We start from the raw sequence: 26,222 nt of genomic DNA, 5'->3' as shown, positions 1-26,222 counted from the left end.
TTACGCCTCCATCCCCATAATCTTTATATATAATTCTTCAATATCTTTGATAGCTTGATACTTTTGGATATTAAACTCTTTAATTACTTTTTCATCAACTACATAAAGATTCTTGTCTTTTACTTTATTATCCAAAAGTTCAGGATAATTACCCTCTACTAAATACAGCTCTTTTTTAATTTGAATTTCTAGCAATGTCTCTCCTCCTTTTATTAATCCTATTCTGTCGCTTATTTTTTGTACTTCATTTAAATTGTGAGAACTAAAAAGTATGGTTTTTCCTTTCGATTTAAACTCTAATAGAATCTCTCTTATGGTAAGTTGCATTTCTGGATCTAAACCGGATGTAGGCTCATCAAGAATTAATAATTCCGGCTCCGGCAAGATAGCATTAATTAAAGAAACTTTCCTTTTCATCCCTTTAGAAAGTTGCTTCACTTTTTTATATACATCATTTCTAGAAAATTCAATTATATCAAGATACTTATATATTTCCCTTTTCTCAATTCCATATATATAACATGTTTGTCTCAGGTTATCCAATACTGTCCACTCCAGGTTTAAAGTCTCATACTCAAACATAACTCCTATTTTTTTAAAATGTCCTCTGGACAAATTTTCTCCAAATATTTTTATTTCTCCACCATCCCTTTTAAGTAAACCGAGTATTATACGTAATGTCGTTGTTTTCCCTGCACCATTCTTCCCTAAAAAACCGTAAATCTCTCCTTTAAAAACCATCATGTTTACATTTTTTAAAACAGGATTCCCATTTATTGATTTTTTAAGTTCTTTTACTTCAATTATTTTCATCGTGTACCTCCCCAATAAATTATTATCACTTTTAAATAATTCTATCTCCAAATTAAAAAGCTTAGGTAAATTTGACGAGTTTAAATACTTAGTGATTGGTTAAATCCATAGTTCCATATCAAAATCAATATGAGGTATATTTTCATGAGAGATCATTACAATAATCCTATCTTCTTTGATTTTACTTAAGTATTTGCAAAAATTATTTTTTGAGTTATTATCCAAAAATGTTAATGCTTCATCTAATATGATGACTTGAGGATCTTGAGCTAAAGCTCTTAGTATTGTAATTTTTCTTTTTTGACCTTCTGATAAATTATCTCCATTATTTGTAACTATACTGTTAAGATTTAAAGTTTTATCGTTAATCAAATCATCAAAGCCAAGTTTTTTAACTAAGCCTATTATTTTTTCATCATCAATATCTCTCCCCATCTTAATATTATTCTTTATTGTATCATTAAATAGAGATACATTTTGTGGTACAACTCCTATAAGTCTTTTTAACGAAGATATATTAATATTTTTCACATCTAGACTATCATATTTTATAATCCCAGACTGGGGAGTTAATAAGCCACATATTATATCAATTAACGTTGTTTTCCCTTTGCCATTAGGTCCTAAAATCCTCATGGTTTTACCAACTTCTAATTTCAAACTTAAATTCTCGATTATACTAGTATCTTTTTGATATGAAAAAGTTACATTGTTTAACGTAATACCATTCTTTATTTTTGATATTTTTATATTATCATCTTTTTTATTTTCACTTTTTTCTATAAGTTCAAAATATCTTTTTAATGCTACTTTTGATTTTTGTAACTCAATATTTATATTTGACAACGATTTTATTGGTTGAAATAATTGATTAATATATGAAGATAATGCAACAAGCCCCCCTATCGTTAATTTCCCTAGTATTACTTGGTAACCACCATATAAAAGCAAAACTATGGAAGGAATAAAAAATAAAAAAGAGAGTAATGCATTGCTTATGCTACTTATATAAATATTATCAAACCTTTTATTTATGTATTCATGAAGCACAATTGAAAATCTTCTTTGAGCAAATTTGTATGTATTCAAGTATTTTATTACTTTTATGTTAGAAATATTTTCATGTAATACATTATTAATTTTTGAATTAATCTGCATGAATCCTAGATTTATGTTTCTAAATATTGGATTATAATATCTCAAAACAATATAAATAAGAGGAGTTACTAATATTGAGATTATCGTTATCTCTTTATTTATAGTAAACATTATTATAAACGCTATAACCAATGTTGCTACTTGTGTAATTATATTTATAAATGTCCCAACAAATAAATTTACAACATTAGGTAATTCGTTTAGGATTCTTGACATGACTTCACCTGTTTGTTTTTCGTTAAAAAAAGTAATTTCTTTATCCATAACACTTTTATATAAATTCAATCTTAAATCATATAATACTTTTTCTCCAATATATGTAAAAATGTAAGATTGAATAGTGTTTAAGATAACTCCTAACGCATAAACACCAGTAAAAACTGTTGTATATTTTACTAAATTATATGTATCCTTTTTTGCTATTGCTACATCTATGATCAATTTAATGATATACGGATTCAATAAAGATATAATCGTCGATAAGATTATTATAAAAAATCCTATTACCTCCTTTATTAAGTAAGGCTTTAGTACTGAATATATATGTTTATACTCCTCTTTTTTCATACTCAACCTCCAAATCAAATATAAGATTTTGTACTAACTAATTTCATAATATCTTTTAGTTCCAAAATAAATCAAAAATTTATAAAAAGCAAAAGTAATTATTCCTAATCCAATAGCAATATAAGGCATGTAGATTGCAAGCTTTGATATTTTGGTTATCACATTAATTGACAAAATCACAAATAAAATCAATAAAACCATAGATATGAGTACATTGATATTTTGCCTTACCACCACCCTTGGATTCTCCCAATTTAACATTGGTATACAAAACTCACAAAATAATCCTATGCTAAAATAAATGTTTAATATAAAAAACCCTATTATAAAAGCAAGTAGAAGGCAAATCAAGCTCAATCCTGTTACAAAAAAACTAAATGAACACGTAAGTATGCCAAATATAATGCTTAAAATATTACAATGTAGAAGTTTTGCTTTAATGTATTCTTGAGGATTTATAGGCAATGATTTAAGAAAATAAAACGTCTTTCCTTCTCGTGATAAAGCAGTTGATGCTATCATATTAAAGCCCCCGACCAAGATATATACTAAAGTTGTAATCAGTGTAATAAAATATTTTGTATTCAAATCTTTTTCTATATTAGAAATTACTTTCAGTAACTCTGGCATACCTGAATAAAAAGAATAAATCAAAAGAAATGGAATAATCAATGTCATAGCAAATCCATAAATAACAAATGTCGAATCACGATAAAAAAGTTTTATGTCTCTCTGTAGCAATGCCATAACCTTACTCTGACGTTTAAAGAACAACCTTTCCATATTATAAACTTTTTGTTTATTCTTGTTATTTATCTCATTGCTGCGAGATATTATATAAACTAAACTTTTTGATAATAACTCCAAAATGAGAATAAGACCTATTAATGAAATGAAAATGAAAAATAATAAATATTTAAAAGAAATTATCCCTTTTTCTGTAATAACCTTATAAGCTATATTTACTGGATAAAATATGTTCGAAAGATCTGTTAATCGGAAGAGTTTATATTTTATAATACTTAGATTTGTATTTTTATTTATTTCAAGGTAATTTTGCATCCCTGTAATTTCTTTAAGTAAAATTATAAATACAATATTTGTTACAAGAGCAGTTATATTAGCAACCTCTCTCTTACCAAAAAAATATCCTGCCCTTTGTATTAATACAAAAACAAAAAATTGCGATACCATTGGAAACACTGGAATTAGCACCGTTATTATAAAAGCAAAAATATAATACGAAAAAGGCTTGTTAGAAGATATACCATTAATAATGAATACTGGCATAAGTACAAATAGTGAAAGCAATAATTGAAATATATATCCTGGAACAAATCTGCTGAGCAAAATTTGCCATGGCTTTAGCGGTAAAGTCATTACGTAGTTACTTTCTCTACTATTGCTTACTGTTGAAATGTACGAACCAGCTAATCCAAATGTTAGCAATAAAAGAAATGTAAAATTCAAAAGGCCCTCTATCATCAAATTTTGTTCCCTTGTTAAACTTAAATTGTAATAGAGAAATTCATTAATTTGTATATACACCTTAAATATATTATAAAATAAGAATAAAAGCAGCCCATATATAAAAAAGTTTAAATACAGTTTTTCTTTTTCATACTTCCATGAATACTTAAATCCATGAAATCCATATAAGGACTTATAATTATATTTTAATAAAGTCCATAATTGCTTCATGATTCAGTCATCTCCAGAAAAATTTCTTCTAAATCTTTTTTATCATCTTTTTTAATTTTTAAATCGTTAATAGTCCCTGTATAAAGTATCCTGCCATTTTTTATAATTGCAATTCTATCGCATATCTCCTCTGCTATCTGCATAATGTGTGTCGTAATAAATACTGTTCTCCCTTGTTTGGATAAACTTCGCATAATCTCTTTTAAATTTTTGATAGCTTTTGTATCAAGCCCAATTACTGGCTCGTCCATAATTAAGAGATCTGGTTCATGAATAAGTGCTCCTAAAATCAATAATTTTTGTTTCATTCCATGCGAATAGCTCTCTATTTTCATATTTAAGGCATCATAAATCTCTATTATCTTACCATATTTTTCAATATTTGATTTTCTAATTTTACTATCTACTTTATATATATCTGATATAAACCTTAAAAACTCTAATCCTGTAAGTTTATTAAATATATCTGGGTTATCCGGTACATACCCCATTTTTTCTTTTGCTTTAAGAGGTTCTTTAATTACATCATATCCATTAACCAAAACTTTACCGTTATCAGGTTTCAATATGCCAGTAATAATTTTTACAGTGGTGGTTTTTCCTGAACCATTTGGACCAAGAAAACCAAAAATTTCACCTTCATGTACATCAAGGTTCAGTGAATCTACAGCCTTTTTATCACATCCATAGTATGCCTTCGATACATTTTCTAAAATAAGCATAAATAGTACAGCTCCTTATTAGAAAATTTTTGAATTTATTAAGATAATTGCCATATCAACAATCAATGCAAGCAGATTAACAAATATAGAATATAAGTCAGTATAAAGAGTCGTGTTTTTACCTTTTGTCTTGAGTTTTACATACCCATAAACTAATAATTGCACTAAGGGAATTATAAAAACAAATGTTGTTTTAGATGTAGTATTTGAAATACTACCATCAAAATGCCACTGAATAGCAACTGTATGTGGCAATGCCCTATAAAAAATGATGTTTATGATAAATGTAAAAACAGCAAATAACCAGTTATTTTTGCCTAAAAAATTTATTGCTCGCATAAGATTTTTCTCCTTTCTTATACAGAAATTTTTATTTGATTTAACATAAATTTAAATGGGAACCTAATGTTTGAATTGTAGGTTTTACATATGTCAATTTTCTCACCTCCCTCTATAATTTTTTATTTAAAATTAATAGCAAAACCAAGAAATACAATAATCATTAATTTGCTGAACATGTTGTTCCATTTTTCAACATTTCATCTATAAAATCCACATATATATCTTTCTCCATCCAAACAATTGGCATATCTCCTCTAACTTTATTCATATCCATTATAGAAAGTATATTTTGTGCCATTTTTTTTTGGCAATTCATTTTGCCAAAGTGTTACAAGACCTGCTTTCCAATATTCACTAAATTTATATTTTCGAATGTTTCCAACTACTAAAGGAAGATAAGGAGATGCTACAATATCGCCGTTTGCCCTAATAGAAACATAGCTAACACAATTTGCAGCTATAGTTCTAAATCTTATTAAATGGTCAACAGGATCTCCCCATTCGACTATTGGGTTCTTTCCTCTTAAATTTATAGCATGTATACGCTTTACTAATTGCCTATACTGAAATTGTGTAGGCATTATTTTATTTAAATGCTGATTTGCTCTTCCTAATAGCATTAGCGGTTGTACCCGTAACTCTTTTATTCCCAACTCATTTAATAAACTATGTACTTCATCAAATTCAGCAATATTAAAAGATGTTGGACAAAATGATACATCAATATTTGATATTCCTACATTTTTTAATATTTTAATAGCTTTAATAGCTTTATCAAAAGCACCTTTTTTATTTCTCAACTTATCATGAGTGGTAGGGCACGCTCCATCAATACTTATTTGTATGCGGTCAATACCACTTTTTTTCAATTGATAAGCTATATCTTCTGTCATCAAATAACCATTAGTTACCAGTGACACATAGGTTGTCCCTGCTTCAATTAATAGTTTAGCGCATTTATAAATTAATTCTTTTCTAATTAATGGTTCTCCACCGCGAAAACATACATTAAATAATTTCATCTCCCCTATTTCTTTTATGAAATTTATAACTTCCTCATCAGTTAATTCGTTATTTACAACTATATTTTCGCCACTTGAGTTATAACAATGAAGACACCTAAAATTACATTTGTTAGTTATATCAAATGCTAATTGATGCGGCCCTTTCAAGACTTCAGCATAGTTAATTGACATACTTTGCTCTTCCATGATTATTTATTTACTCCTTTCTAAATAATAAAGTAAAAGATATATTGAAAAATAATTAGGAAAAGTTATACTAAAAAATATGAATAAATGCACAAGTCTTTTTCCCCTAATTCATGTTTTAATGTGCCTTCATTTATAAATCCAGTATTTTTTATCAAGTTTTCTATCAATTGGGTTATATTTGCGTCTTTTAATAATTGTAATTCGATTTTCGTTATTTCCTTTACTGCTATATGAGGAATAACTTCTACTATATAGTCAATCATAGATGTTAGGTATTCTCTATTTACATCCATAACACCTATTGTTGCTACAGTAGAATATTTCTCAACTGGTATGAGCAATGTAATAATGCCATTAATTTTATTATTCTCTTTTAACAAGAAAAATTCCTCAGAATAATTAAATAATTTTTGGCGCAATATTAATTCGCTCAAATAATCATTAGGTTGAATTATTGGATTAATATAAGTCAACCTACCTTTTTGTTGTTTATAATTTGCAAGAATGCTCTCAAAATATTGACAAATTTCTTTTAGTTCATTCTCTAAAGCAGTACTTATAATATCACCGTTGTCTAATTTCTTTTCATTAATGTACATAAATGGATTATTCCCCCCTTTCCACTGTATTAAATTACATCGTGAAAAATCAAATAATATTTCAGCAATATCTTTGGTAATTTCCTCCTTAGGTACCTCGGGATATAAATTTATCAATTCATTACATATTTTTTGAAGTGTATTTTCACCATTACAAAGATCTAAAATTTTTTTACCTGTTGGATTTATAATTAAATAGTTTATAAAAGGGAAATTTTTAGGAATAACTGTATAATATCCTGCATTTTCCTCACGCCAAAAAATCAAATTTGATTCACAAAAAATAGGCGTAACATTTAAAATTTTTACAAAATGTGGATTTATTTTCTCCTTAGTTAAAAACATTATCTTTCCCCCCTTTATCCTACGCTACTCCCTCTATTAAATAAATTTTTTGGTAGTTGTTCATTTCCATCTAATTCTAAAATCACATTCCTATATTCTCTTACTTTTCACTTATAAGCTACTTTAATTCTCGTTTCTATTTTTACAATTTAACAAATCGTATTTCATATTATCATATTATAACTATATTAGTGATACTTCATAACGCATTTAAGTGATACATTGAGGCAAACAAGCTATTAAAAGGAATACTTAAACTCAACTTTTGATCGGTAAGGTTAATTTTTTGCATCATATTTACGATAAAATTAATAACATATTTTTATTTTTTATCTCTTATGTCATCCAAATTATCAAGAAATAGAAATTATTACAAACTTTATGCTAAATTATATATTATGATTGAAAATCTCATTCATAGCTATATAGAGTTAGTGTTATAGCATAAGTTTGGACGATTACTATATTTGGTAATAAAATATATGACCAGTTCCCCGTAAATTCCATCATCTTGTTTAAATTAATATTATTAAAACCTAGTGTTTGAATCGTGGGTTTTACATATGTCATTTTCTCACCTCCTATCCTTTCTGATATTAGACTTGTGCAAAATTCAGAAGCCTTCATTTAAACCATTCTACAGACATACTTTTTTCCTATCACTCTTGAATTTTTTATCTTTTATGTAGGATTTCCCCTCCCATTTGTCGAATTATTATATATACACTATAAAAAAATTTTTTAAGAAGAAGGAAATCCTACATGTATAAGCTTCAATTACTTTTAAATATAGCTGAACTCTTTACTTCTTAGTCTAAAATTAATTTCTATTTTTCTATGTTTAAAAATCTAGGCTTGTCTTCAATACCTGAATTCCCTTCCTCTAGCCCTAGCCGTAAGGGTTATTCTCATCATGCAATGTTTAGAACTTTTATTGTTATTAAGCTTTAAGATTCGGTACAATTTCTGACCTTTTAGATTATCTCCGCAATAATCTTATCATTGCTCATCTTTGTGGCTTTAACATCCTTAAACCTCTTCCTTCTTATCGGACTTTCCGCCTTTTTATTAATGAGTTCTCTCATGATTATTTGACCTCTATCTTTCAAAACCAGGTCAATATCCTCAAAAATATGGGCGTTATCTTCAGTGAGTTTGTCTCTATGGATTCTACCCCTATTAAAAAACATATTATTGTTTATATCCCTCCTAATCTACCAAACTTTTCTACAGCTATTATAATATACATTTTTCTCAATGTCTACTATACTTTGGTATAGTCTTTATTACATTTCCAGTTAATGTTTACATAAATGAACAAAAAAACTATACTAAAGTATAGCCCCAAATTTTAGTCTATATCTATCAAGTTTAACTTAATCGCTTTTGCTACTGCTTCTTTGATATTTTTTACTCCAAGTTTTTCTACTATCTTTCTCTTGTGATACTTCACAGTCACAACTTCTATCCCAAGAACTTCTGCTATGTCTAATTCTCTGTATCCCTTTGCCTCTAATTCCAGTATTTTTATCTGGCTGTCATTTAATTTTATCTTTATCTCATTTACCTCTTTTTCTTTTATTCTCTTTTCATACTCAGTTGCTATTTTCTCAGCTAGCAGTTTTATTACCATTGATACTTCATCTGCAATTTTTTTATCAATAGTTTATATATCCACATAGCCTACTATTTCCCCATTTTCTACTATTATAGGTGAAGTAATGCAGTGCCATTTTTTGAATATGTCACAGTAGTGCTCCTGAGGTCTTATGTAAACTATTCGTTTTAATCGCATTGCCATTGAAATCGCATTTGTCCCACAGCTTTCTTCTCTAAAGGATACTCCCCGTTCAAAGCCTGAATCTTTTATACACTTTTTCTCTTTTGTGCTGCATTTTACATCCAATAAATATCCTTCAATGTCAGTAAGCAAAAATAGATACTCACCTTTTACCCAATTCTCTTCTATACTCATACGAAAAGCTTCTATGAGTTCTTTATTTTTATGTATTTTCTTTTGCAAATCTTCTGGATTTAATATCACTAATGGCAGAGTTATTGAAGGTTCAATACCAATTTTCCTACATCGCTCATATGAAGAAATTAGTTCCTCCTGTGAACATAAAAAATTCACTTTTTATACCCCCAGAAATTTAAAGGGCTTTTTAAATATTATAAAATATTTAAAATAAAATTTGTGAAATTTGGAACGAAAGTGTCATTTTTGGGAACGAAAATGCATTTTTCGCCTAATATTTTACAATTAGAAATAAAAATTGAGGAGAATAACCTCCTCTTTCCCTGGTAGTTAATAAATTTACTTAATCATGATAATATTATTTTTTTAGAATTACTTGTGCTATAATCTTAATATAATTTTGATTTGATACGGAACTCGGTTTTCCTGCAAAGGTAGAATAAAAAAGTGGAGGGTTAAAGATGTTTCCAATCAGGGATAATATACCGAGCAGACGACCACCCCTCATTACGCTTCTGCTCATAATAATAAATTCGCTCATATTTTTCACTCTTTCAAGTGCTTCATACAGCACTTTTGCTGCATTTGTTTACAAATACGGGCTTATACCGGCAAAAATTACAAAACTGATTATATCCGGTGTACCGCTTTCCGGCAGCGACTTATACCCTTTTATCACCAGTATGTTTCTTCATGGTAACATATTTCACTTAATTAGCAACATGTGGATATTGTGGCTTTTTGGAGATAATGTTGAAGATAGGATGGGCCATATAAGATTCCTCATTTTCTACCTCCTTAGTGGGGTAATCGCAGGTGTATTTCACCTGGTTTTTAACCCCATCTCACCAGTGCCGGTGGTAGGAGCTTCTGGAGCTATTGCAGGCATTATGGGTGCATATTTCGTATTATTCCCGTCGGCAAGGATAATCACCCTGGTACCAACCTTTTTCCTGGTTCCAGTCTTTCTCCCGATACCCGCCGTAGTCTATCTCTTCCTATGGTTCCTGACCCAGCTCTATTCCGGCACGGTCTACTCTGTCATTGGTGGTACAACGGTTGGTGGAATAGCCTGGTGGGCGCATATAGGAGGATTTATCAGTGGTGTGTTGTTAAATAGGTTCTTCCTTAGAGATAGGTATTAATTAACTTGTGCTCACAATGGCGATTCCTCCAGTCCAAAGAAAGCTAATATGTACCCAATAATCCATTTTTTCTGGCGTATCTACTACTCATGCCAAAAACTACCGAACCAACTACAAACCACAGCATACTCACAAGTATAAGCATCAGCCACTCATTGTAAGAAATAGCAATATTACTTACGGATTTTCTTGCTATATCATTTCCCACTGTAAGAGGTATAATGCAACTAATTGCGCTAGAAGGAGATGTTTTACTCAATGTGTCTGTTACAAAAAGAAGTAGGATTTGTATAAGTAGTGTTAATTGATTAATTCTTTTTGCTATTAGGGAAAGTCCTCCCAAAATAAGACCCATGCCATACATTCCAACTAAGGTCATTAAAAGGGATAGTATAACTTTTCCATTTACTGTAATACTCACTCCTATAATTAGGTTTGAAAAAGTAATTATTACAGCAGCTACGATACTGCTTAATAGAAGGCTGCTAATTATATTTCCTGCTATAAGAAAAGGGTAAGGAATTACTGCCATAAATTTTTGTTCCAAAGTACCTTTAACTGCTTCTATACTAATTTCATTGCTTACTCCACTTATAGCTGCTATCGAATAGCTCCAAAAAATATACCCCAAAAGAAGGAGCGTTTTAGAATTTCCAGGATTGTTATAATATTCTCCTAACATACTACCCGTATCCATGAAAATAAGTCCAGCATAAAGAAGTGTTAACACTACAATATCACTGACCAAACCCATTTTATATGAAAAACTTTCCTTTAAACTTCTTCTTATTTCAGCTATTACAATGTTTAAATATTTGAACATATTTAAGCCTCCTTTAAATTTGCATGTATTTTATATTTATTTTCTATGTCTTCTGCTGTAATATTGATATTTGCGAATTCATCAACGATGTTCCCATTGTTTATTATTATAAATCTGTCAACTGTCTTTCTCAAAAAATCTACATCATGGGAAGCAATCAATACTGTTATTTTCATCTCCTCTCTCAAGGTCTTAACAGCACTGGTAAGTAAAATACGCGATTCTATATCTAATCCATTAGAAGGTTCATCCAAAATTAAAAGCTCCGGTTCGTGAAGTAAAGAAGCAGTTATTGCTACTCTTTGTTTTTGACCCATTGAAAGCGTGTTTACTTTTCGTGTTAATAATTCTTTTGTTTTTAGAATGTCTGCGTATTTTTCTATATTTTTCTTTATTTCTCTCCCTGTTTTCCCTTTTATACTTCCAAAATAATAATAATTATCAAGAACCGAAATAGCCCAGTATAAATTTCTGTTGCCTTCGAGTACGACGCCTATTTTTTCCATTATTTTCAATCGAGTTTTATCCTCCATTTTGACATTGGATACAATAACTTCACCTGAATCAGGAATTGTTAAACCGCATATTATTTTAAGTAAAGTTGTTTTACCTGCTCCATTCGGACCAAGAAGTCCTACTATTTCCCCTTTATTTATATCCATAGATACATTGTTTAAAGCTATAACCTTGCTTTTATTGTATTTTTTGTACAAATTTTTGACAATAAGCAAATCTTTCATTCCTCCTTGTTATTGGCTATCGAAAGAATAATTACATCATTTCTAAATCTGCTTGATTTTAGCATTATTAATGGCGCAGTTATTGAAGGGTCAATACCCATTTTACTGCATCGTTTATAAGAAAAAAGTAATTCCTCCTGCGGACATAAAAAGTCCATTTTTTATACCCCCAAAATGTTATAAACATTTTTAAAAATTTATTAATTCCATAAAATATTATACAATATTTGAAATTAAATTTGTGGATTTTGGAACGAAAAGGATAAAATAATTTTTCTGTTGCGAAAACATGATTTATCCTATATAATAATATTCAAGTTATGCTTTATCAATTTGTATTGATAAATTTTCAAAGTTTTTGTTGTACTTTACACAAAGGAGAGAAACAAATGGCAAATAAAATTCAAATGAAGGTACCCCTCGTTGAAATGGACGGGGACGAAATGACAAGAATCATATGGAAATTGATAAAAGAAATACTTTTAGAGCCCTATATAGACCTTAAAACGGAATATTATGACCTTGGAATTAAAAACAGAGACGAAACAGAGGACCAAGTCACAATTGATGCAGCATATGCTATCAAAAAATACGGTGTGGGAGTAAAATGTGCAACAATCACCCCAAACGCCCAGAGAGTTGAAGAATACAATCTCAAGAAAATGTGGAAAAGCCCTAATGGTACAATCAGAGCAATACTTGATGGCACAGTTTTTCGCACACCTATTATTGTAGAAAGTATCAAACCTCTCGTAAAAACATGGAAAAAACCCATTACAATTGCAAGGCATGCCTATGGAGACATTTATAAAGATGTGGAATACAGAGTCGAAAATAAAGGAAAAGCAGAACTTGTTTTCGTATCAAAAAGTGGCGAAGTATCAAAGCAGACAATACATGAGTTTGAAGGCCCTGGAGTTATACTCGGTATGCACAATACTGATGAATCAATAAAAAGTTTTGCAAGAGCATGTTTTAACTATGCCTTAGACACAAAGCAGGATTTGTGGTTTGCGACCAAAGACACCATTTCAAAAATATACGACCACAGATTTAAAGACATATTCCAGGAAATATATGAAAATGAATATAAAGAAAAATTTGAGGAAGCAGGAATTGAATATTTTTATACCCTTATTGACGATGCCGTAGCTCGAATTGTAAGGTCTGAAGGCGGAATGATTTGGGCATGCAAAAATTATGACGGCGATGTGATGTCTGATATGGTGGCAACAGCATTTGGCAGCCTTGCCATGATGACTTCTGTACTGGTATCTCCTGATGGTAAATACGAATTTGAAGCAGCTCATGGAACAGTTACAAGGCATTATTATAAATACCTTAAAGGAGAAGAAACTTCTACAAATTCTATTGCTACAATTTTCGCATGGACAGGTGCTTTGAAAAAGAGAGGAGAACTTGACGGAATAGAAAGCCTCGTAAACTTTGCTGACAAACTGGAAAATGCATCTCTTCAAACAATTGAAAAAGGTATAATGACAAAAGATTTAGCAGCTCTCTCTGATTTGCCAAATAAAACTGTTGCAAATACAGAAAGTTTTCTTCTTGAAATTAAAAAAACTTTAGAAGAAATATTATAAAAAGGATAGACAAGGGACCATCCCCTTGTCTATTATTTCTTGCATATCAATCCAGCAGTTTATAATAATCAATATTTATAAATATACTAATTAGAAACACAAAAACAGTTACCCAATATACATCACTTTTTTTAAGTTCACTTATCATCTTGATTCCTATACCTATGATTATAAACTGCCACACCATGAAGGGATCAATACTTCTCAAAAAGCCATATATTGTAGTTCCTTTTAACGAAGGAAACAACAATGCAGGTGACATATCCACTAAAAGCTGTCCTGTAAAAAAGGATGCAATAAAGCATATTAGAAAATATATTAAAACAGGAGTATAGGCATAACCAGTAATTGAAAATAATTGTGTTACATCCGCTTTTCCTCTAAATACCCATTTGATTACAGCATAAAGAGCTAACACGATAAAAATCCACGAAAGTGTATTATTTATAAGCGTAGAAGTTATTACAGATCTTGGCGCCAACTTAATAGCTAAATCTATTTCCTGTGGCGTAAATCCTACGTCCGGTTGCGATAACCTCATTTTTAAAAGTTCACGTATATGTCTTTCATATACAGGATAACGTAAGATATAAAGAAATACTATCCCAACAACTTTAACTATAGCTGGATAAACTAATTTAGGTTGATACATTAAGTTTTTTATTGTAATAGAAGGTTTAAATAGAATTCCGTAAATTCTTTCGAGAAAATTTAAATTTTTTATGTCTTCTTCTGTTTCAACTCTAAAAAACGCCATTAAATTTCCTCCTTTTAGGTTAAAAATAAAAAAGGTTTTTGAGTTTTTTGTCGAATATATAAATCAATAAACACATAAATTAAATTCTACATTTTTATAAAAAATCCTTCAAAAAAATTTCTGCCAATCACATAAAATACTATATAAAATTTTTCAGTTATGTTAAAATGTTATTAAAGGGGGAACAAAAAGTGTTTAATTTAAGGAAAATTTTACTATTTATAATCTTGTTAATTTTTGTCATCCTGCCACTTTCTTCTTTAAAAGCGGCTCCGACTCAAAGCCCCGTTTATGTACTATCCATTGATGGCCCTATTGTACCAGTTGTCGCAGATTACATTGAAAGTGGCTTGCAGGAAGCAGAAAAAAATGGTGCAAGTTGTATAGTCATAGAACTTTCTACTCCTGGCGGTTTGTATTCTACTACTCAAAAAATCGTCACACAAATACTAAATTCTCCTATTCCTGTTGTAGTATATGTCTCCCCCGCAGGAGCTTGGGCGGGCTCTGCTGGCACTTTCATAACCCTTTCAGCAAATGTCGCTGCAATGGCTCCTGGAAGTAGAATAGGCGCCGCCCATCCGGTGTCAATGGAAGACGACTCTGCTTTATCAGATGTACAAAAGCAAAAAATCACTCATGACGCTGCTGCCTGGATAAGAAGCATCGCAGAAAACAGAGGGAGAGACCCCAAAAATGCTGAAATGGCAGTTATTGAAAGCAAATCTTTTACTGACACAGAAGCATTAAATGCCCATTTAATCGATTTTAAAGCTACTAATTTAAATGACCTTCTAAAAAAAATAAACGGCCTTACAGTCAAAAATTTTGACGGCACAACTACAACTTTGCAAACTGATGGTCCAATCAAATACTTCCCAATGTCTTCATCTCAAAAATTTCTCTTTGCAATAAGCGATCCAAATATTGCTTATCTTCTCATGAGCGCTGGTATCTTGGGCATTGTATTGGAGCTTTATCATCCTGGGGCTATCTTTCCCGGTGTGGCAGGAGGAATAAGCTTACTTTTAGGCCTCTACACACTTGGAACATTAAATGCTCAATTAAGTGGAATGCTTCTTGTCATATTAGGGCTTGTGCTTTTGGCGTCTGAGGCCTTTGTGGTAAGCCATGGAATTTTAGCAGTGGGCGGTATAACTTCCTTTGTACTTGGCTCTTTAATGTTATTTAGTGGAAACCAAATGGGACTCACTATAAACAAAGGAGTAGTTTTCGCAACAGCCTTTTTCATGGCAGCTTTTGTTTCTTTCCTCTTAGCTGCTGTTATAAAAGCTCAAAAGAGAAAAGTAGTCACAGGAGTAGAAGGTCTAATTGGTGAAATAGGTATTGCAGTAAGTGATATTAATCCAAATGGCATAGTCTTGGTAGAAGGAGAAAGGTGGCAGGCAGAATCTAAAGAGTATATTGCAAAAGGCGAAAAGGTGGTCATTACAGCAGTAGAGGGTTTGACAGTTAAAGTTGAAAAAATAAAAGAGGGAGGCAGTAAAAAAAATGATTGAGAGTTTTGCATTTCTATTCACCTTATTAATAATCCTTATAAGTTTAATTTCCGCATCCATTAGAATAGTACAGGAATACGAAAGGGGCGTAATTTTTCGTCTCGGGCGCTACGTAGGTGTAAGAGGACCAGGAATATTTTTCTTGATTCCTATAATAGAGAGAATGCAAAAAGTAGATTTGAGAGTCATAACAATGGAAGTACCAACACAAGAGGCAATTACAAGAGACAACGTTACTGTTAAAGTAAATGCAGTAGTATACTTCAGAGTAATAGACCCTGCCAACGCTGTTATAAAAGTTTTAGACCACATAAGAGCAACATCTCAGCTGGCACAAACTACACTAAGAAGCGTTTTAGGTCAGTCTGACTTAGACGAATTATTATCTCACAGAGAAGAAATAAACAAGAGGCTTCGCGAGATTATAGATGAGGGAACAGAACCATGGGGAGTAAAAGTGAATCTTGTGGAAATAAGGGATGTAGAACTACCACAAAGCATGCAAAGGGCCATGGCAGCACAAGCAGAAGCAGAAAGGGAACGCCGTGCTAAAATTATAAATGCTGATGGAGAATATCAAGCAGCGGCAAAACTCGCTGAAGCTGCCCGCATCATAGCCTCACAACCCGTTTCTCTGCAACTTAGGTATCTTCAAACTTTAAGAGAAATAGCTAATGACAGGTCAAACATAGTAGTTTTCCCAATGTCTTTAGATATTTTTCAGCAATTTTTCCCTCAAGGACAAAAAGAAAGTAAAAATGAATAGTTTTAAGCTGCTGAGTTTTTAGCAGCTTAAAACTGTAAACAAACTATTTTGCAAGATTGGCATTTTGTGAAGTAATGCGACTCGCGACAAAGCAGTAACTAAACTTAGCAAGCTCGAAAGACGTAGGCGGGGCTGGAGCCACGGATGGCGGAAGCGGCCACCTGAGACAAGGATGTCGAATGTGGCCGGAACCCCGCCGGAGTCTGAGATCGAGCGTTAGTTTAGCCTGCTTTGTCGCTGGAGCAAACTTGCAAAATGCCAATCAAAATTATACTTTGTCAACAAATTCAAGCCGCTGAGTTTTCAGCAGCTTTTATTTTATACACTTCTTTAATTCCTCTATATTTTTTGGTATATTACTTCCATTTACAATTTCTTTTTCTTTTAAAATTTCATATATCTCTAAAAGCATAGGCTTTCTCAAATCACTCCAATCAAGTTCTTTTGCATTAGCAAAGACAACTGTGGGTTCGCCTTTTGCAACAACTTTTCCATTCTTCATGATATATATATAGTCAGCCCATGAATAAGCAAAGTCCACATCATGAGTTGATAAAATGAGTGTCTTTCCCTCGTCAACCAATTTGTCAAATAAACCCATAACCTCTTGAACATGCTTAGGGTCTAAATAAACTGTTGGCTCATCCAATATAATAACTTCAGGCTCCATAACTATAATATCAGCTATTGAGACGCTTTTTTTCTGCCCATAGCTTAAAAAATGGGTGGGCTTGTCTTTTAGATGGCTTATACTTGTTTCTTTCATGGCGTTTTCAACTTTCTCTTTTACTATATTTTCTGGATAACCTAAGTTCATGGGGCCAAAAGAAATTTCTTGGTATACGCTGGCAGAGAAAAGCTGTATGTCAGGATTTTGAAAAACAATACCAACATTCTTTCTAAGTTTTACAAGTTCGCTATGGCTGTAATTTATCTCTTCACCTTTGTATAATATTTTTCCTGATTTGGGTTTCAAAATCCCGTTGAAGTGCAAAAACAGCGTTGTCTTGCCTGCGCCGTTTGGACCCAAAACTGCAATCTTTTTGCCCTTCTCTATGGACATATTTACTCCGTCCAAAGCTTTTGTGCCATCGCTGTACTCAAAACTAACATCTATCGCTTCTAATATAAATTGCTCTTTCATAATTCACCTTCTTAAAAACATTGCTGCGCTTATTAAAATTAGTTCTATTAAAATAATAAATATTACATTTTTATAACAAAATTTATAATCTTTGCTAACAACTTTTAGCTCCCCATTATAACATCTTGCTTCTAAAGCTATGTATAAATCCTATGAATCTTTGTAAGACTTAATAAAAAGAGAAGATATCAAAAGTCCTAAAGACCTATAGCCATTCTTTAATGTGGCATATCCCAGTCTTGAATCCTGAGATATGTAGATATCATCGGCTGCTTGTATTAAAACAAATATAAATCGATAAATAAGCTGAAGCAGCTCCAAAAATAATGATGGAAATTTAAATTTCTTTAAGACATTTATGATGTCAACTACAGGAGTAGTAAGAGCAAGAAAATATAAGCAAGAGACCACTGCTAAAGCTCTGAAGAATAAAATAATAGCAGTGCTAACTCCTTTTGCGGTAATCCCTAAGGTTATTCCAAAAATATTAAAACTTACTAATGCAATACTTTTATCCTCTACAACATTTATTACAAGTGTCAATATGCTTATTATGAGAAAAGAATAAGGAATTAACATAAGTTTAATATACACTTTTGCTGGAATTTTCGCTTTAAATACAGTTACCACAAACATCAAAATAATTACTGCAATATTTGTATAGGCATCAAATTTAAAACATAAAATCATTGTCAAAAAGGCAAATAAAAGTTTTTCAACAGGATGTACATTGTACATCCTGTTTGTGTAAGAGTAACTATCTATTAGCATTTTTCCTCCCCTTCACAAGGCCTATGTAATATCCCAAAAAGCCTGCACCAATTGCAGCCTGTAAGGCAAACAAAAGGCTTTCAATTTCTCCGCTTGGTGGCTCCCAAATTGGTTCAAACCATGGCTTGTAATTTTTGTCTACCTGAGCAATAGCCTCTGTCGCCCTGTCATCTGCACCAGCAAATTCAGCGTTTTTAATAGTAACAAGAGGAAACACAATCAGCAAAATGACCAACAAGCCTAATATCAAATTTTTCATTAAAAACTTTTTATCCTTCATACTACCTTACCTTCTTTCTCTAAAACGTTAAGCTCAATGAGTTCCTCTTTGCTGTAGGAAGATAGCATATTGATTACAAGCACAGTTAAAAGTCCCTCACTTATTGCCAAAGGTACCTGTGTCACTGCAAATATCCCCATGAATTTTAAAAATGAGGCTGTAAAACCACCTACTTCAGCAGGAAAAGCAATAGCCAATTGGAAGGATGTCGTCACATATGTAAGCAAATCCCCAATTGAGGCAGCCAAAAATACTGCAAGCCAATTTGGCCCCCCTGCTTTTTTTATTCCTTTAAATATATAATAGGAAGCAATTGGCCCTACTATAGCCATGGAAAATGTATTAGCACCCAAAGTTGTTATGCCACCATGGGCCAAAAGCAGTGCCTGAAACAAAAGCACTATAAGGCCTAAAACGCTCATAGCAAAAGGCCCAAAAAGTATAGCTCCAAGCCCTACACCGGTTGGATGCGAACAACTTCCCGTAACTGATGGGATTTTCAAGGCTGAAAGCACAAAGGCAAAAGCACCTGCAAAACCCAAAAGCATTTTAAGCTTTGGATTTTCCTTTACCTTTTTGTTTATCGTTATAAGTCCCACAACCACAAAAGGCAAAGAAGCTGCATCCCATATTATGCACCACTTAAGAGGAAGAAACCCTTCCATTATGTGCATAGAATAGGCAATTTGCGGCGCTATTAAAAGCAATGCAAATGCTGTTAACAACATCCATTTTTTCACACCAAACACCTCTTTTTTATAAAATTTAAGTAAAAATAAAACCTCTTAACTTACCAACGGCGTTAAGAGGTTAAAAAACACATATGTATCCCTTTCTAACACCCCCTCTATCGACCGTAGAGTAAGTGTAACACAAATACAGGCAGGTCTCCTGACTTAGGTTCATCGCTCTTTACGCCTTCCCACCCGTCACTCAGCGGAGCACGAATTTAACAATTATATTTCGTATAAAAACATGCTCCGCTGAGTGACGGGCAGTGGCATAATGTAAAGAGCTCACCATCACAGTGGCGGGACCGTGCAGGACTTTCACCTGCTTCCCTTTTAACCCAATTTTGATTTCAAAATTGGGCACCTGTATTTGCATGTTATTCAATTCTTCCTTTAAATAAAGCATATCATTTTATAAATAGTTTGTCAATGAATAGAAATGTCCCTGTATTGCTTACTTATAATTTTTGCAGCTTCAAAACTGGCCTCAATTGTTTTTTCAATATCCTCCTCTGTGTGAGCTATTGATAAAAAGAAGGTCTCAAATTGAGAAGGCGGCAAGTACACACCCCTTTTTAGCATTTCTCTAAAATATGCAGCATACAAAGCAGTGTTTGATTTTAAAGCAGAGTCATAGTCTTTTACTTCATCTTTCGTAAAAAACATACACATCATGCTGCCTACTCTATTTATTGTAACATCAATTCCATTTTGAACCATGCTCTCTTTTAACCCATTACATAGTTTTTCTGCTTTTTTATCTAATTCTTCATAAAGGGCAGGGTCCTCAGATAAAATTTTTAGAGTCTCAAACCCTGCTGCCATTGCAAGAGGATTTCCAGACAAAGTCCCTGCTTGGTACACAGGCCCATCAGGAGAAACCAACCTCATTATCTCCTCTCTTCCTCCATAGGCACCAACAGGAAGCCCACCTCCAATGATTTTCCCAAGTGTAGTAATGTCAGGTATAACACTGTAAAGTCCTTGTGCCCCTGAATAAGATACTCTAAAGCCTGTCATCACTTCATCAAAAATTAAAAGTGCTCCATACTTTGTAGTAATCTCTCTTAATCCTTTTAAAAATTTCTCCTCAGGTAAAACAGTACCCATATTTCCGGCAACAGGCTCTACAATTACAGCAGCGATATTTTCACCATATATTTTGAAAATATCTTCTACCATTTTGATGTCATTATATCTCGCTATAATTGTATCCTTTGCTACCTCTTTTGTCACACCTTTTGAATCAGGCATTCCGAAAGTAAGTGCACCTGACCCTGCTTTTATAAGCAGGCTGTCAGAATGTCCGTGATAACATCCTTCAAATTTTACAATGATGTCTCTTTCCGTATATCCTCTTGCCAATCTTATAGCACTCATAGTGGCTTCTGTTCCTGAATTTACCATTCTGACAACTTTTACAGATGGAACAGCCTCAATTACTTTTTCCGCCATCTTAACTTCTAACTCTGTGCAGGCTCCAAAACTGGTTCCCAGTTCTGCCTGTTTCTTAATAGCTTCTACTACTTGTGGATGAGCATGTCCCAGTATCAGTGGTCCCCATGAAAGGACGTAGTCTATGTATTCATTGCCATCCTCATCCCAAATATGACTTCCTTGCCCCTTTTTTATAAAAACGGGAGTAGTTCCTACTGACTTAAAAGCCCTTACGGGACTATTAACACCACCCGGCATAAGTTTTTTAGCCTTTCCAAAGAGTTCTTTTGATTTATCAATTTTCACAGGATCACCTCTTCCCAAATTTTTATCATTCTTTGTTTAGATTTCATGAATAAATCATAAGTCATTGAAAAATAATAAATCATGTATTATAATCTAAGTAAAAGATACGTGGAGGTGAAAAAAATGATACATGCTACGTCTACAATTACAGGCAAAGGACAAATTCAATTGCCTGCAGAAATCAGAAAAGCAATTGGCGCTGATATAGGAGATAATATCATCTTTATAGTACAAGACAACAAAGAAATAGTGCTGAAATTAATAAAAAAGAAAAAGCTTTCACAATTAGGTGGAACGTTAAAATCTCAGGTAAAATTCAAAAGCATTGATGAAGAAACAGAAAATACCAAAAAAACTTGGGTAAACAAAAGAATAAGGAGAAATAACAATGGAGAAAATATGGATTGACGCCAATGTCATTTTGAGATACCTTTTAAAGGATAATGAAGAATTTTATGCAAAAGCGTATGAAATTATGAAAAAAGCGGACAACGGAGAATTAAAACTTCTTGTATCTCCTCTTACTATTGCAGAAGTAGTATGGACGCTTGAGTCTTTCTACAAGATATCAAAGGATCAAATATCTGATACCCTCATTACCTTTATATGCTCTGATGCTGTCGAAGCAGAAGAAAAAGACACATTAATTCTCTCTCTAAACAGCTATAAAGAAAATAATGTTGATTTTATTGATGCGTATATAGATGCCCATGCAATAAATTCAGGAAACAAAAAGGTATTTACTTTTGATAAAAAACATTTTTCAAGACTTAACATAGAATTATTTTAACATTCCTTCATCTACGTTTATTTCTAACAGCCCGCTTTTTTCAATAATTTCTTTGTAAATAGCCATTTTTTCTTCCTCAGTGAAGCCTTTGTCTTTTAATTCTATCCTCTTCTGGTATAGCTTTTGTAATAGTTTTTCATAGTCATCATTGAAAATTGACTCCAACTTTTCTTTTATCATTCTCGAAAGAAGTGGACTTTTGCCACTTGTAGATATAGAGATAATTAAGTCTCCCCTTTTTACAGTGGAAGGCACAATAAAAGAAGAAAGGTCTTTATCATCAATCACATTTACAAGCACATTGTATTTTTCTCCATCTGACGCCACAAGTTTATTTACCTTCTCATCATCTGTAGCAGCAATCGCAACAAAAAATCCCCTTACATCCCCTTGTTGGTACTCACGTCTTATAAGTTCCACCTTTTCTTTTGCTGCAAGCTGTAATATTCCTTCATCAAAAGAAGGAGAAATGACAGTAACTAAAGCTTCTACCTCCAGTAAAGATAAAATCTTTCTATAGGCGACTTTCCCTCCTCCTACAACAAGGCATTTTTTGTTTTTTATATTAAGCATTACAGGGTAGTAAACCATTTTGCAACATCCTTTGCAAAGTAGGTTATAATCATATCTGCCCCTGCCCTTTTAATTGAAGTGAGTATTTCTAAGACTACCGATTTTTCATCAATCCAACCCATCTTAGCTGCCGCCTTTACCATTGAATATTCTCCACTTACATTATAAGCAGCAATAGGAATGTTAAAATTATCCTTTACCCGCCTTATAATATCAAGATAAGAAAGTGCCGGCTTTACCATGACAATATCTGCTCCTTCTTCAATGTCAAGAGCTATTTCTCTTAAGGCTTCATTGGAGTTCCCATAGTCCATTTGATAAGACTTTCTGTCGCCAAATTGTGGGGCGGAATTAGCTGCTTCTCTAAAAGGTCCATAAAAAGAGGAAGCGTATTTAGCACTGTAAGCCATAATAGGTGTATTTACAAATCCTTTACTATCTAAAAGCTTTCTTATGGCAGCTACTCTTCCATCCATCATGTCAGAAGGCGCTACAATATCCGCTCCTGCTTCCACATGGGACAAGGCTATTTTAGCAATGTAGTCTACTGTTTTGTCATTTAGAACTTGGCCATTTTCAACAATACCACAATGCCCATGAATTGTATATCCACACATACACACATCTGTTATTACTACAATTTCTGGTACTTTTTCTTTTATTTTTCTCACCGCTTTTTGAACGATGCCTTCCTCACTATAAGCCTCTGACCCCAATTTATCTTTATATGAAGGCACACCAAAAAGTAAAATAGCAGGAATTCCAACGTCACGCACTTCTTTGACTTCTTCTATAAGCAAATCTATAGAAAAATGGTAAACACCCGGCATTGAATCTATCTCTTCTTTTATATTATCTCCTTGCACAACAAAAAGAGGATATATAAGGTCTTTTATATCCAAAGAAGTTTCTCTCACCATATCCCTTACAATGCTATTTATTCTAAGCCTTCGCGGTCTTTTTACTAAATCCATTTTATCTCCTCTCCCGTTTATAGACTCTGATGGTTTTTTAATATTTCTTCAATAAGTTTTTCCGTTGTGTATTCACTTGGCATTATATTTACATTAAAACCTTTCTCCTCTATAGCTTTTTTTGTTACAGGTCCTATTGCAGCTATTTTAGAGTTTTTTAGAAGATTTATTTCGTCTCCTATTAATTGATACATATAATTAAAAGTAGAGGAACTTGTAAATACAGCAATATCTATTCCTTTGCGGAGTTCACTTATAAGCTTTTCCTTTAATTCATAATTTGGTTCATTTTTATATGCGACAATTTTTTGTACATTAGCACAATCTTCAAGACTTTCCATCAATATATCCCCGCCTATTTGAGATGTCAAAAGAGCAATGTTTTTTCCATCAGCATGTTTTTTAAGGACATTTGCCAAAGAGTATGAGGTATATTCCTCAGGAATTATATCTGGATATATAAAAATATTTTCTAAAGCTTCCGCAGTCTTACTTCCTATCGCTACTACTTTAATACTTAAATTTCTTAAATCAAACCTTTTTTCTCTAACAGCTTCAATAAAACTCCAAACGCCATTTACACTTGTAAATACAGCATAATCGAATTTATGTATCTCTTCTAAAAACTTTACTATATTATCTAAAAAGGGCGTGATTTTAATAGTAGGACAAACAACAACATCTGCTCCCTCTTTACTCAAAATTTTTTTCATCTGCTGTGATTGTTCATAGGTCCTTGCAAGCAAAATCCTTTTCCCAAAAAGCTTTTTGTTTTCGTACCATTTTAATCTATCCCTTAATGCTACAACATCTCCTACAGCGATAACTGCAGGATTTTTTATTCCTTCTTTTAGTACAAGTCGTGGAATATCAATCAGTTTCCCAGTCACAGCTTTTTGGTTTGGAGTAGTGCCTTCCATTACTACTGCTGTAGGTGTGTTAGGGTCTTTCCCGTAATAGAGAAGTTTTTTCACAATTTTTTCTATATTTTTTATCCCCATGAGAAATACAAGTGTCCCATCGAGTTTTGATATTACCTCCCAATCGAGGTTTTTATCTTTCCCTTCCCATTCATGGCCTGTTATTATGTGAAATGACGAACTTAACTCTCTATGGGTTACAGGAATCCCTGCATAAGATAAAACAGCTATCGCAGATGTTATTCCTGGCACTACCTCATAAGGTATTCCTTTTCGCGAAAGGTATTCGGCTTCTTCGCCACCTCTACCAAATACAAATGGGTCTCCTCCTTTAATTCTTGCTACTTTTTTGCCACAAAGAGCTTTTTGGGCAATTATTTCGTTTATTTTACTTTGAGGTACTTTGTGATTATGCGGAAACTTTCCAACATCAATAAGCTCTGCATCTTTTTTTGCCATTTTTAAAATATCTTCATTAATTAGCCTGTCATACACCAGCACATCTGCATTTTTTATCAATTCGACCGCTTTTAAAGTCAAAAGCCCAATATCTCCAGGTCCTGCTCCTATCAAATACACAATCCCTGACATCATAAACCTCCAAATTCTTTAATAAGCTTTTCTATCATTTTATCGGTTTCGTCAATTAAACCAGTCACTTCACCTTTTAAAAGTTTATTCTCTTTTTGATAAGCAATTTTTATGTTTATTTTTTCTCCATCATTCTCTTTTCCATATTGGGCATAGGCACCAAAAGGCTGTCTGCAATCTAATCCAAAGGTTTTTAAAAGTTTTCTTTCAACAGAAGCTTCAAAAAGCGTTTTTACATCAACAATGTGTGAATAAAACTCTTGAAAGATATCCTCAAAATTTTCCGCAATTTCTACTGCAAGAATTCCCTGACAGGGTGCCGGCACAACTACATCAGGTGGAAAATACTCAGTAATAACATTCTCAAATCCTAACCTGTGCAAACCCGCCGCTGCCAAAACAATGCCATCAAGGTTTAATTCCTCCATTTTTTTGAGTCTCGTCTTTATATTCCCTCTTATTGAAACAATTTCTATATCTGGCCTTAAAGCTTTAAGCTGCACTTGCCTTCTTAAACTGCTGGTCCCAATTTTAGCCCCTTTTTTTAAATTCATAAATCGCGTCCCATCTCTTGAAATAAACACATCTTTTGGGTCTTCTCTTTTTAAAACTGCCATGAGTTTGAGCTTTTCAGGTATTTCATAAGGCATGTCCTTCATGCTGTGGACTGCCATGTCAATTTCGCCTTTTAACAATGCACTTTCTATTTCTTTTACAAAAACTCCTTTACCGCCTATTTCGTTTACAGGTTTGTCAATTAATTTATCTCCTTGTGTAGTGATCCTTACTATTTCAAATTCAAAATCCTGCCTAAACTTTTTTATTTCATTTATAACCATTTCAGTTTGCTTTAAAGCCAATTCGCTTGACCTTGTCCCAACTCTTATAACTTTTTTCATCATTTACCTCCATCA

General features: G+C 32.5%; 26 protein-coding genes, 2 pseudogenes and 1 riboswitch. Of the genes and pseudogenes, 7 read left to right on the top strand and 21 right to left on the bottom strand.

Annotated features, from left to right (window positions below; translation table 11 throughout):
* The 7 genes from TKV_RS01765 to TKV_RS01735 form a co-directional block, all read right to left on the bottom strand.
* Complete coding sequence (locus TKV_RS01765; RefSeq protein ID WP_049684515.1) at positions 1–813, bottom strand: ABC transporter ATP-binding protein; 813 nt, start codon at positions 811–813, stop codon at positions 1–3.
* A gap of 99 nt (positions 814–912) precedes the next feature.
* Entirely contained in the window at positions 913–2,538 is a 1,626-nt protein-coding gene (locus TKV_RS01760; protein ID WP_049684514.1) for an ABC transporter ATP-binding protein, read from the bottom strand.
* A 33-nt stretch (positions 2,539–2,571) separates the two neighbouring features.
* Positions 2,572–4,239, bottom strand: a complete 1,668-nt coding sequence (locus TKV_RS01755; protein ID WP_049684513.1) for a putative ABC transporter permease subunit — start codon at positions 4,237–4,239, stop codon at positions 2,572–2,574.
* Positions 4,236–4,961, bottom strand: a complete 726-nt coding sequence (locus TKV_RS01750) for an ABC transporter ATP-binding protein (protein ID WP_049684512.1) — start codon at positions 4,959–4,961, stop codon at positions 4,236–4,238. Before TKV_RS01750 ends, TKV_RS01755 begins: the two co-directional genes overlap by 4 nt.
* Positions 4,962–4,979: 18 nt before the next feature.
* Entirely contained in the window at positions 4,980–5,300 is a 321-nt protein-coding gene (locus TKV_RS01745) for a DUF1648 domain-containing protein (RefSeq protein ID WP_049684511.1), read from the bottom strand.
* A 263-nt stretch (positions 5,301–5,563) separates the two neighbouring features.
* Positions 5,564–6,499 (bottom strand): radical SAM protein, encoded by a 936-nt coding sequence (locus TKV_RS01740; RefSeq protein WP_236617300.1) that lies wholly within the window; start codon positions 6,497–6,499, stop codon positions 5,564–5,566.
* An 80-nt stretch (positions 6,500–6,579) separates the two neighbouring features.
* On the bottom strand, positions 6,580–7,461 hold the full coding sequence (locus tag TKV_RS01735; protein ID WP_049684510.1) for a PqqD family protein: 882 nt from the start codon (positions 7,459–7,461) through the stop codon (positions 6,580–6,582).
* Positions 7,462–8,280: 819 nt separating this feature from the next.
* Between TKV_RS01735 and TKV_RS12685 the strand changes: the two are divergent.
* Positions 8,281–8,645: pseudogene (locus TKV_RS12685) on the top strand (transposase); the annotation flags it as partial.
* A 167-nt stretch (positions 8,646–8,812) separates the two neighbouring features.
* Here the strand turns inward: TKV_RS12685 and TKV_RS13285 are convergent.
* Positions 8,813–9,595 (bottom strand): annotated as a pseudogene (locus TKV_RS13285) (LuxR C-terminal-related transcriptional regulator).
* A gap of 305 nt (positions 9,596–9,900) precedes the next feature.
* Between TKV_RS13285 and TKV_RS01715 the strand changes: the two are divergent.
* Entirely contained in the window at positions 9,901–10,584 is a 684-nt protein-coding gene (locus tag TKV_RS01715) for a rhomboid family intramembrane serine protease (RefSeq protein ID WP_049684507.1), read from the top strand.
* A 43-nt stretch (positions 10,585–10,627) separates the two neighbouring features.
* On the opposite strand, the gene TKV_RS01710 is transcribed toward TKV_RS01715, so the two are convergent.
* Genes TKV_RS01710 through TKV_RS13890 form a run of 3 tightly spaced genes read right to left on the bottom strand, consistent with a single transcriptional unit; the run spans position 10,628 to position 12,305 of the window.
* Complete coding sequence (locus tag TKV_RS01710; RefSeq protein WP_049684506.1) at positions 10,628–11,407, bottom strand: ABC transporter permease; 780 nt, start codon at positions 11,405–11,407, stop codon at positions 10,628–10,630.
* Between the two features lie 2 nt (positions 11,408–11,409).
* Positions 11,410–12,138: an ABC transporter ATP-binding protein gene (locus tag TKV_RS01705; protein ID WP_049686169.1), complete on the bottom strand. Its 729-nt coding sequence runs from the start codon at positions 12,136–12,138 to the stop codon at positions 11,410–11,412.
* Positions 12,139–12,143: 5 nt separating this feature from the next.
* Positions 12,144–12,305 carry a hypothetical protein gene (locus TKV_RS13890; RefSeq protein ID WP_322785812.1) on the bottom strand — a complete coding sequence of 54 codons (162 nt, stop codon included), beginning with the start codon at positions 12,303–12,305 and terminating at the stop codon, positions 12,144–12,146.
* Positions 12,306–12,536: 231 nt separating this feature from the next.
* On the opposite strand from TKV_RS13890, the gene TKV_RS01700 reads away from it, so the two are divergent.
* A complete protein-coding gene (locus TKV_RS01700) occupies positions 12,537–13,748 on the top strand; it encodes an NADP-dependent isocitrate dehydrogenase (protein WP_049684505.1) in 1,212 nt (403 codons plus the stop codon).
* 46 nt (positions 13,749–13,794) lie between these two features.
* Here the strand turns inward: TKV_RS01700 and TKV_RS01695 are convergent, their stop codons facing one another.
* Positions 13,795–14,505, bottom strand: coding sequence for a YIP1 family protein (locus tag TKV_RS01695; protein WP_084574153.1), 711 nt, complete (start codon positions 14,503–14,505; stop codon positions 13,795–13,797).
* 191 nt (positions 14,506–14,696) lie between these two features.
* Between TKV_RS01695 and TKV_RS01690 the strand changes: the two genes are divergently transcribed.
* Both TKV_RS01690 and TKV_RS01685 read left to right on the top strand, forming a co-directional pair.
* Positions 14,697–16,025, top strand: coding sequence for an NfeD family protein (locus TKV_RS01690; RefSeq protein WP_049684504.1), 1,329 nt, complete (start codon positions 14,697–14,699; stop codon positions 16,023–16,025).
* Positions 16,018–16,791 (top strand): slipin family protein, encoded by a 774-nt coding sequence (locus tag TKV_RS01685; RefSeq protein WP_003870856.1) that lies wholly within the window; start codon positions 16,018–16,020, stop codon positions 16,789–16,791. The genes TKV_RS01690 and TKV_RS01685 overlap by 8 nt, the downstream gene beginning before the upstream one ends.
* A 313-nt stretch (positions 16,792–17,104) precedes the next feature.
* Here the strand turns inward: TKV_RS01685 and TKV_RS01680 are convergent, their stop codons facing one another.
* From TKV_RS01680 to hemL, 5 genes are all read right to left on the bottom strand, one after another.
* Positions 17,105–17,935, bottom strand: coding sequence for an energy-coupling factor ABC transporter ATP-binding protein (locus TKV_RS01680; protein ID WP_049684503.1), 831 nt, complete (start codon positions 17,933–17,935; stop codon positions 17,105–17,107).
* A gap of 150 nt (positions 17,936–18,085) precedes the next feature.
* Positions 18,086–18,706 (bottom strand): cobalt ECF transporter T component CbiQ, encoded by a 621-nt coding sequence (cbiQ, locus tag TKV_RS01675; protein ID WP_236617298.1) that lies wholly within the window; start codon positions 18,704–18,706, stop codon positions 18,086–18,088.
* Positions 18,693–18,986, bottom strand: a complete 294-nt coding sequence (locus TKV_RS01670) for an energy-coupling factor ABC transporter substrate-binding protein (RefSeq protein ID WP_049684502.1) — start codon at positions 18,984–18,986, stop codon at positions 18,693–18,695. Before TKV_RS01670 ends, cbiQ begins: the two co-directional genes overlap by 14 nt.
* Positions 18,983–19,726 (bottom strand): energy-coupling factor ABC transporter permease, encoded by a 744-nt coding sequence (locus TKV_RS01665; protein WP_049684501.1) that lies wholly within the window; start codon positions 19,724–19,726, stop codon positions 18,983–18,985. The genes TKV_RS01670 and TKV_RS01665 overlap by 4 nt, the downstream gene beginning before the upstream one ends.
* Before the next feature lie 124 nt (positions 19,727–19,850).
* Positions 19,851–20,100: riboswitch (cobalamin riboswitch) on the bottom strand.
* A gap of 43 nt (positions 20,101–20,143) precedes the next feature.
* Complete coding sequence (hemL, locus tag TKV_RS01660) at positions 20,144–21,460, bottom strand: glutamate-1-semialdehyde 2,1-aminomutase (RefSeq protein ID WP_049684500.1); 1,317 nt, start codon at positions 21,458–21,460, stop codon at positions 20,144–20,146.
* Positions 21,461–21,583: 123 nt separating this feature from the next.
* Here hemL and TKV_RS01655 point away from each other — a divergent pair, with 123 nt between their 5' ends.
* Both TKV_RS01655 and TKV_RS01650 read left to right on the top strand, forming a co-directional pair.
* Entirely contained in the window at positions 21,584–21,868 is a 285-nt protein-coding gene (locus TKV_RS01655) for an AbrB/MazE/SpoVT family DNA-binding domain-containing protein (protein ID WP_049684499.1), read from the top strand.
* Positions 21,849–22,250 carry a PIN domain-containing protein gene (locus TKV_RS01650; protein ID WP_049684498.1) on the top strand — a complete coding sequence of 134 codons (402 nt, stop codon included), beginning with the start codon at positions 21,849–21,851 and terminating at the stop codon, positions 22,248–22,250. The genes TKV_RS01655 and TKV_RS01650 overlap by 20 nt, the downstream gene beginning before the upstream one ends.
* On the opposite strand, the gene TKV_RS01645 is transcribed toward TKV_RS01650, so the two are convergent.
* From TKV_RS01645 to hemC, 4 genes are read right to left on the bottom strand one after another with little or no spacing between them, the layout of a single operon-like run.
* Entirely contained in the window at positions 22,242–22,841 is a 600-nt protein-coding gene (locus tag TKV_RS01645) for a precorrin-2 dehydrogenase/sirohydrochlorin ferrochelatase family protein (protein ID WP_049684497.1), read from the bottom strand. The two genes, TKV_RS01650 and TKV_RS01645, sit on opposite strands and share 9 nt — an antisense overlap.
* Positions 22,823–23,797 carry a porphobilinogen synthase gene (gene hemB / locus TKV_RS01640; RefSeq protein WP_049684496.1) on the bottom strand — a complete coding sequence of 325 codons (975 nt, stop codon included), beginning with the start codon at positions 23,795–23,797 and terminating at the stop codon, positions 22,823–22,825. The genes TKV_RS01645 and hemB overlap by 19 nt, the downstream gene beginning before the upstream one ends.
* A gap of 17 nt (positions 23,798–23,814) precedes the next feature.
* Positions 23,815–25,308 carry a uroporphyrinogen-III C-methyltransferase gene (gene cobA / locus TKV_RS01635; protein ID WP_049684495.1) on the bottom strand — a complete coding sequence of 498 codons (1,494 nt, stop codon included), beginning with the start codon at positions 25,306–25,308 and terminating at the stop codon, positions 23,815–23,817.
* Positions 25,308–26,207: a hydroxymethylbilane synthase gene (gene hemC, locus TKV_RS01630; RefSeq protein ID WP_049684494.1), complete on the bottom strand. Its 900-nt coding sequence runs from the start codon at positions 26,205–26,207 to the stop codon at positions 25,308–25,310. The genes cobA and hemC overlap by 1 nt, the downstream gene beginning before the upstream one ends.
* Between the last annotated feature and the right edge of the window lie 15 nt (positions 26,208–26,222).

It is taken from the genome of Thermoanaerobacter kivui (assembly GCF_000763575.1).
GTDB lineage: Bacteria > Bacillota > Thermoanaerobacteria > Thermoanaerobacterales > Thermoanaerobacteraceae > Thermoanaerobacter > Thermoanaerobacter kivui.
Note: the sequence above shows the minus strand (reverse complement) of the source record. Positions and strands in the feature narration are given on the sequence as shown.

Bases quoted from the DNA above. Each gene is read 5' to 3' on its own strand.
- TKV_RS01765 (WP_049684515.1), bottom strand. From the start codon at position 813: ATGAAAATAATTGAAGTAAAAGAACTTAAAAAATCAATAAATGGGAAT.
- TKV_RS01760 (WP_049684514.1), bottom strand. From the start codon at position 2,538: ATGAAAAAAGAGGAGTATAAACATATATATTCAGTACTAAAGCCTTAC.
- TKV_RS01755 (WP_049684513.1), bottom strand. From the start codon at position 4,239: ATGAAGCAATTATGGACTTTATTAAAATATAATTATAAGTCCTTATAT.
- TKV_RS01750 (WP_049684512.1), bottom strand. From the start codon at position 4,961: ATGCTTATTTTAGAAAATGTATCGAAGGCATACTATGGATGTGATAAA.
- TKV_RS01745 (WP_049684511.1), bottom strand. From the start codon at position 5,300: ATGCGAGCAATAAATTTTTTAGGCAAAAATAACTGGTTATTTGCTGTT.
- TKV_RS01740 (WP_236617300.1), bottom strand. From the start codon at position 6,499: ATGTCAATTAACTATGCTGAAGTCTTGAAAGGGCCGCATCAATTAGCA.
- TKV_RS01735 (WP_049684510.1), bottom strand. From the start codon at position 7,461: ATGTTTTTAACTAAGGAGAAAATAAATCCACATTTTGTAAAAATTTTA.
- TKV_RS01715 (WP_049684507.1), top strand. From the start codon at position 9,901: ATGTTTCCAATCAGGGATAATATACCGAGCAGACGACCACCCCTCATT.
- TKV_RS01710 (WP_049684506.1), bottom strand. From the start codon at position 11,407: ATGTTCAAATATTTAAACATTGTAATAGCTGAAATAAGAAGAAGTTTA.
- TKV_RS13890 (WP_322785812.1), bottom strand. From the start codon at position 12,305: ATGGACTTTTTATGTCCGCAGGAGGAATTACTTTTTTCTTATAAACGA.
- TKV_RS01700 (WP_049684505.1), top strand. From the start codon at position 12,537: ATGGCAAATAAAATTCAAATGAAGGTACCCCTCGTTGAAATGGACGGG.
- TKV_RS01695 (WP_084574153.1), bottom strand. From the start codon at position 14,505: ATGGCGTTTTTTAGAGTTGAAACAGAAGAAGACATAAAAAATTTAAAT.
- TKV_RS01685 (WP_003870856.1), top strand. From the start codon at position 16,018: ATGATTGAGAGTTTTGCATTTCTATTCACCTTATTAATAATCCTTATA.
- TKV_RS01680 (WP_049684503.1), bottom strand. From the start codon at position 17,935: ATGAAAGAGCAATTTATATTAGAAGCGATAGATGTTAGTTTTGAGTAC.
- cbiQ (WP_236617298.1), bottom strand. From the start codon at position 18,706: ATGCTAATAGATAGTTACTCTTACACAAACAGGATGTACAATGTACAT.
- TKV_RS01670 (WP_049684502.1), bottom strand. From the start codon at position 18,986: ATGAAGGATAAAAAGTTTTTAATGAAAAATTTGATATTAGGCTTGTTG.
- TKV_RS01655 (WP_049684499.1), top strand. From the start codon at position 21,584: ATGATACATGCTACGTCTACAATTACAGGCAAAGGACAAATTCAATTG.
- TKV_RS01650 (WP_049684498.1), top strand. From the start codon at position 21,849: ATGGAGAAAATATGGATTGACGCCAATGTCATTTTGAGATACCTTTTA.
- TKV_RS01645 (WP_049684497.1), bottom strand. From the start codon at position 22,841: ATGGTTTACTACCCTGTAATGCTTAATATAAAAAACAAAAAATGCCTT.
- hemB (WP_049684496.1), bottom strand. From the start codon at position 23,797: ATGGATTTAGTAAAAAGACCGCGAAGGCTTAGAATAAATAGCATTGTA.
- cobA (WP_049684495.1), bottom strand. From the start codon at position 25,308: ATGTCAGGGATTGTGTATTTGATAGGAGCAGGACCTGGAGATATTGGG.
- hemC (WP_049684494.1), bottom strand. From the start codon at position 26,207: ATGAAAAAAGTTATAAGAGTTGGGACAAGGTCAAGCGAATTGGCTTTA.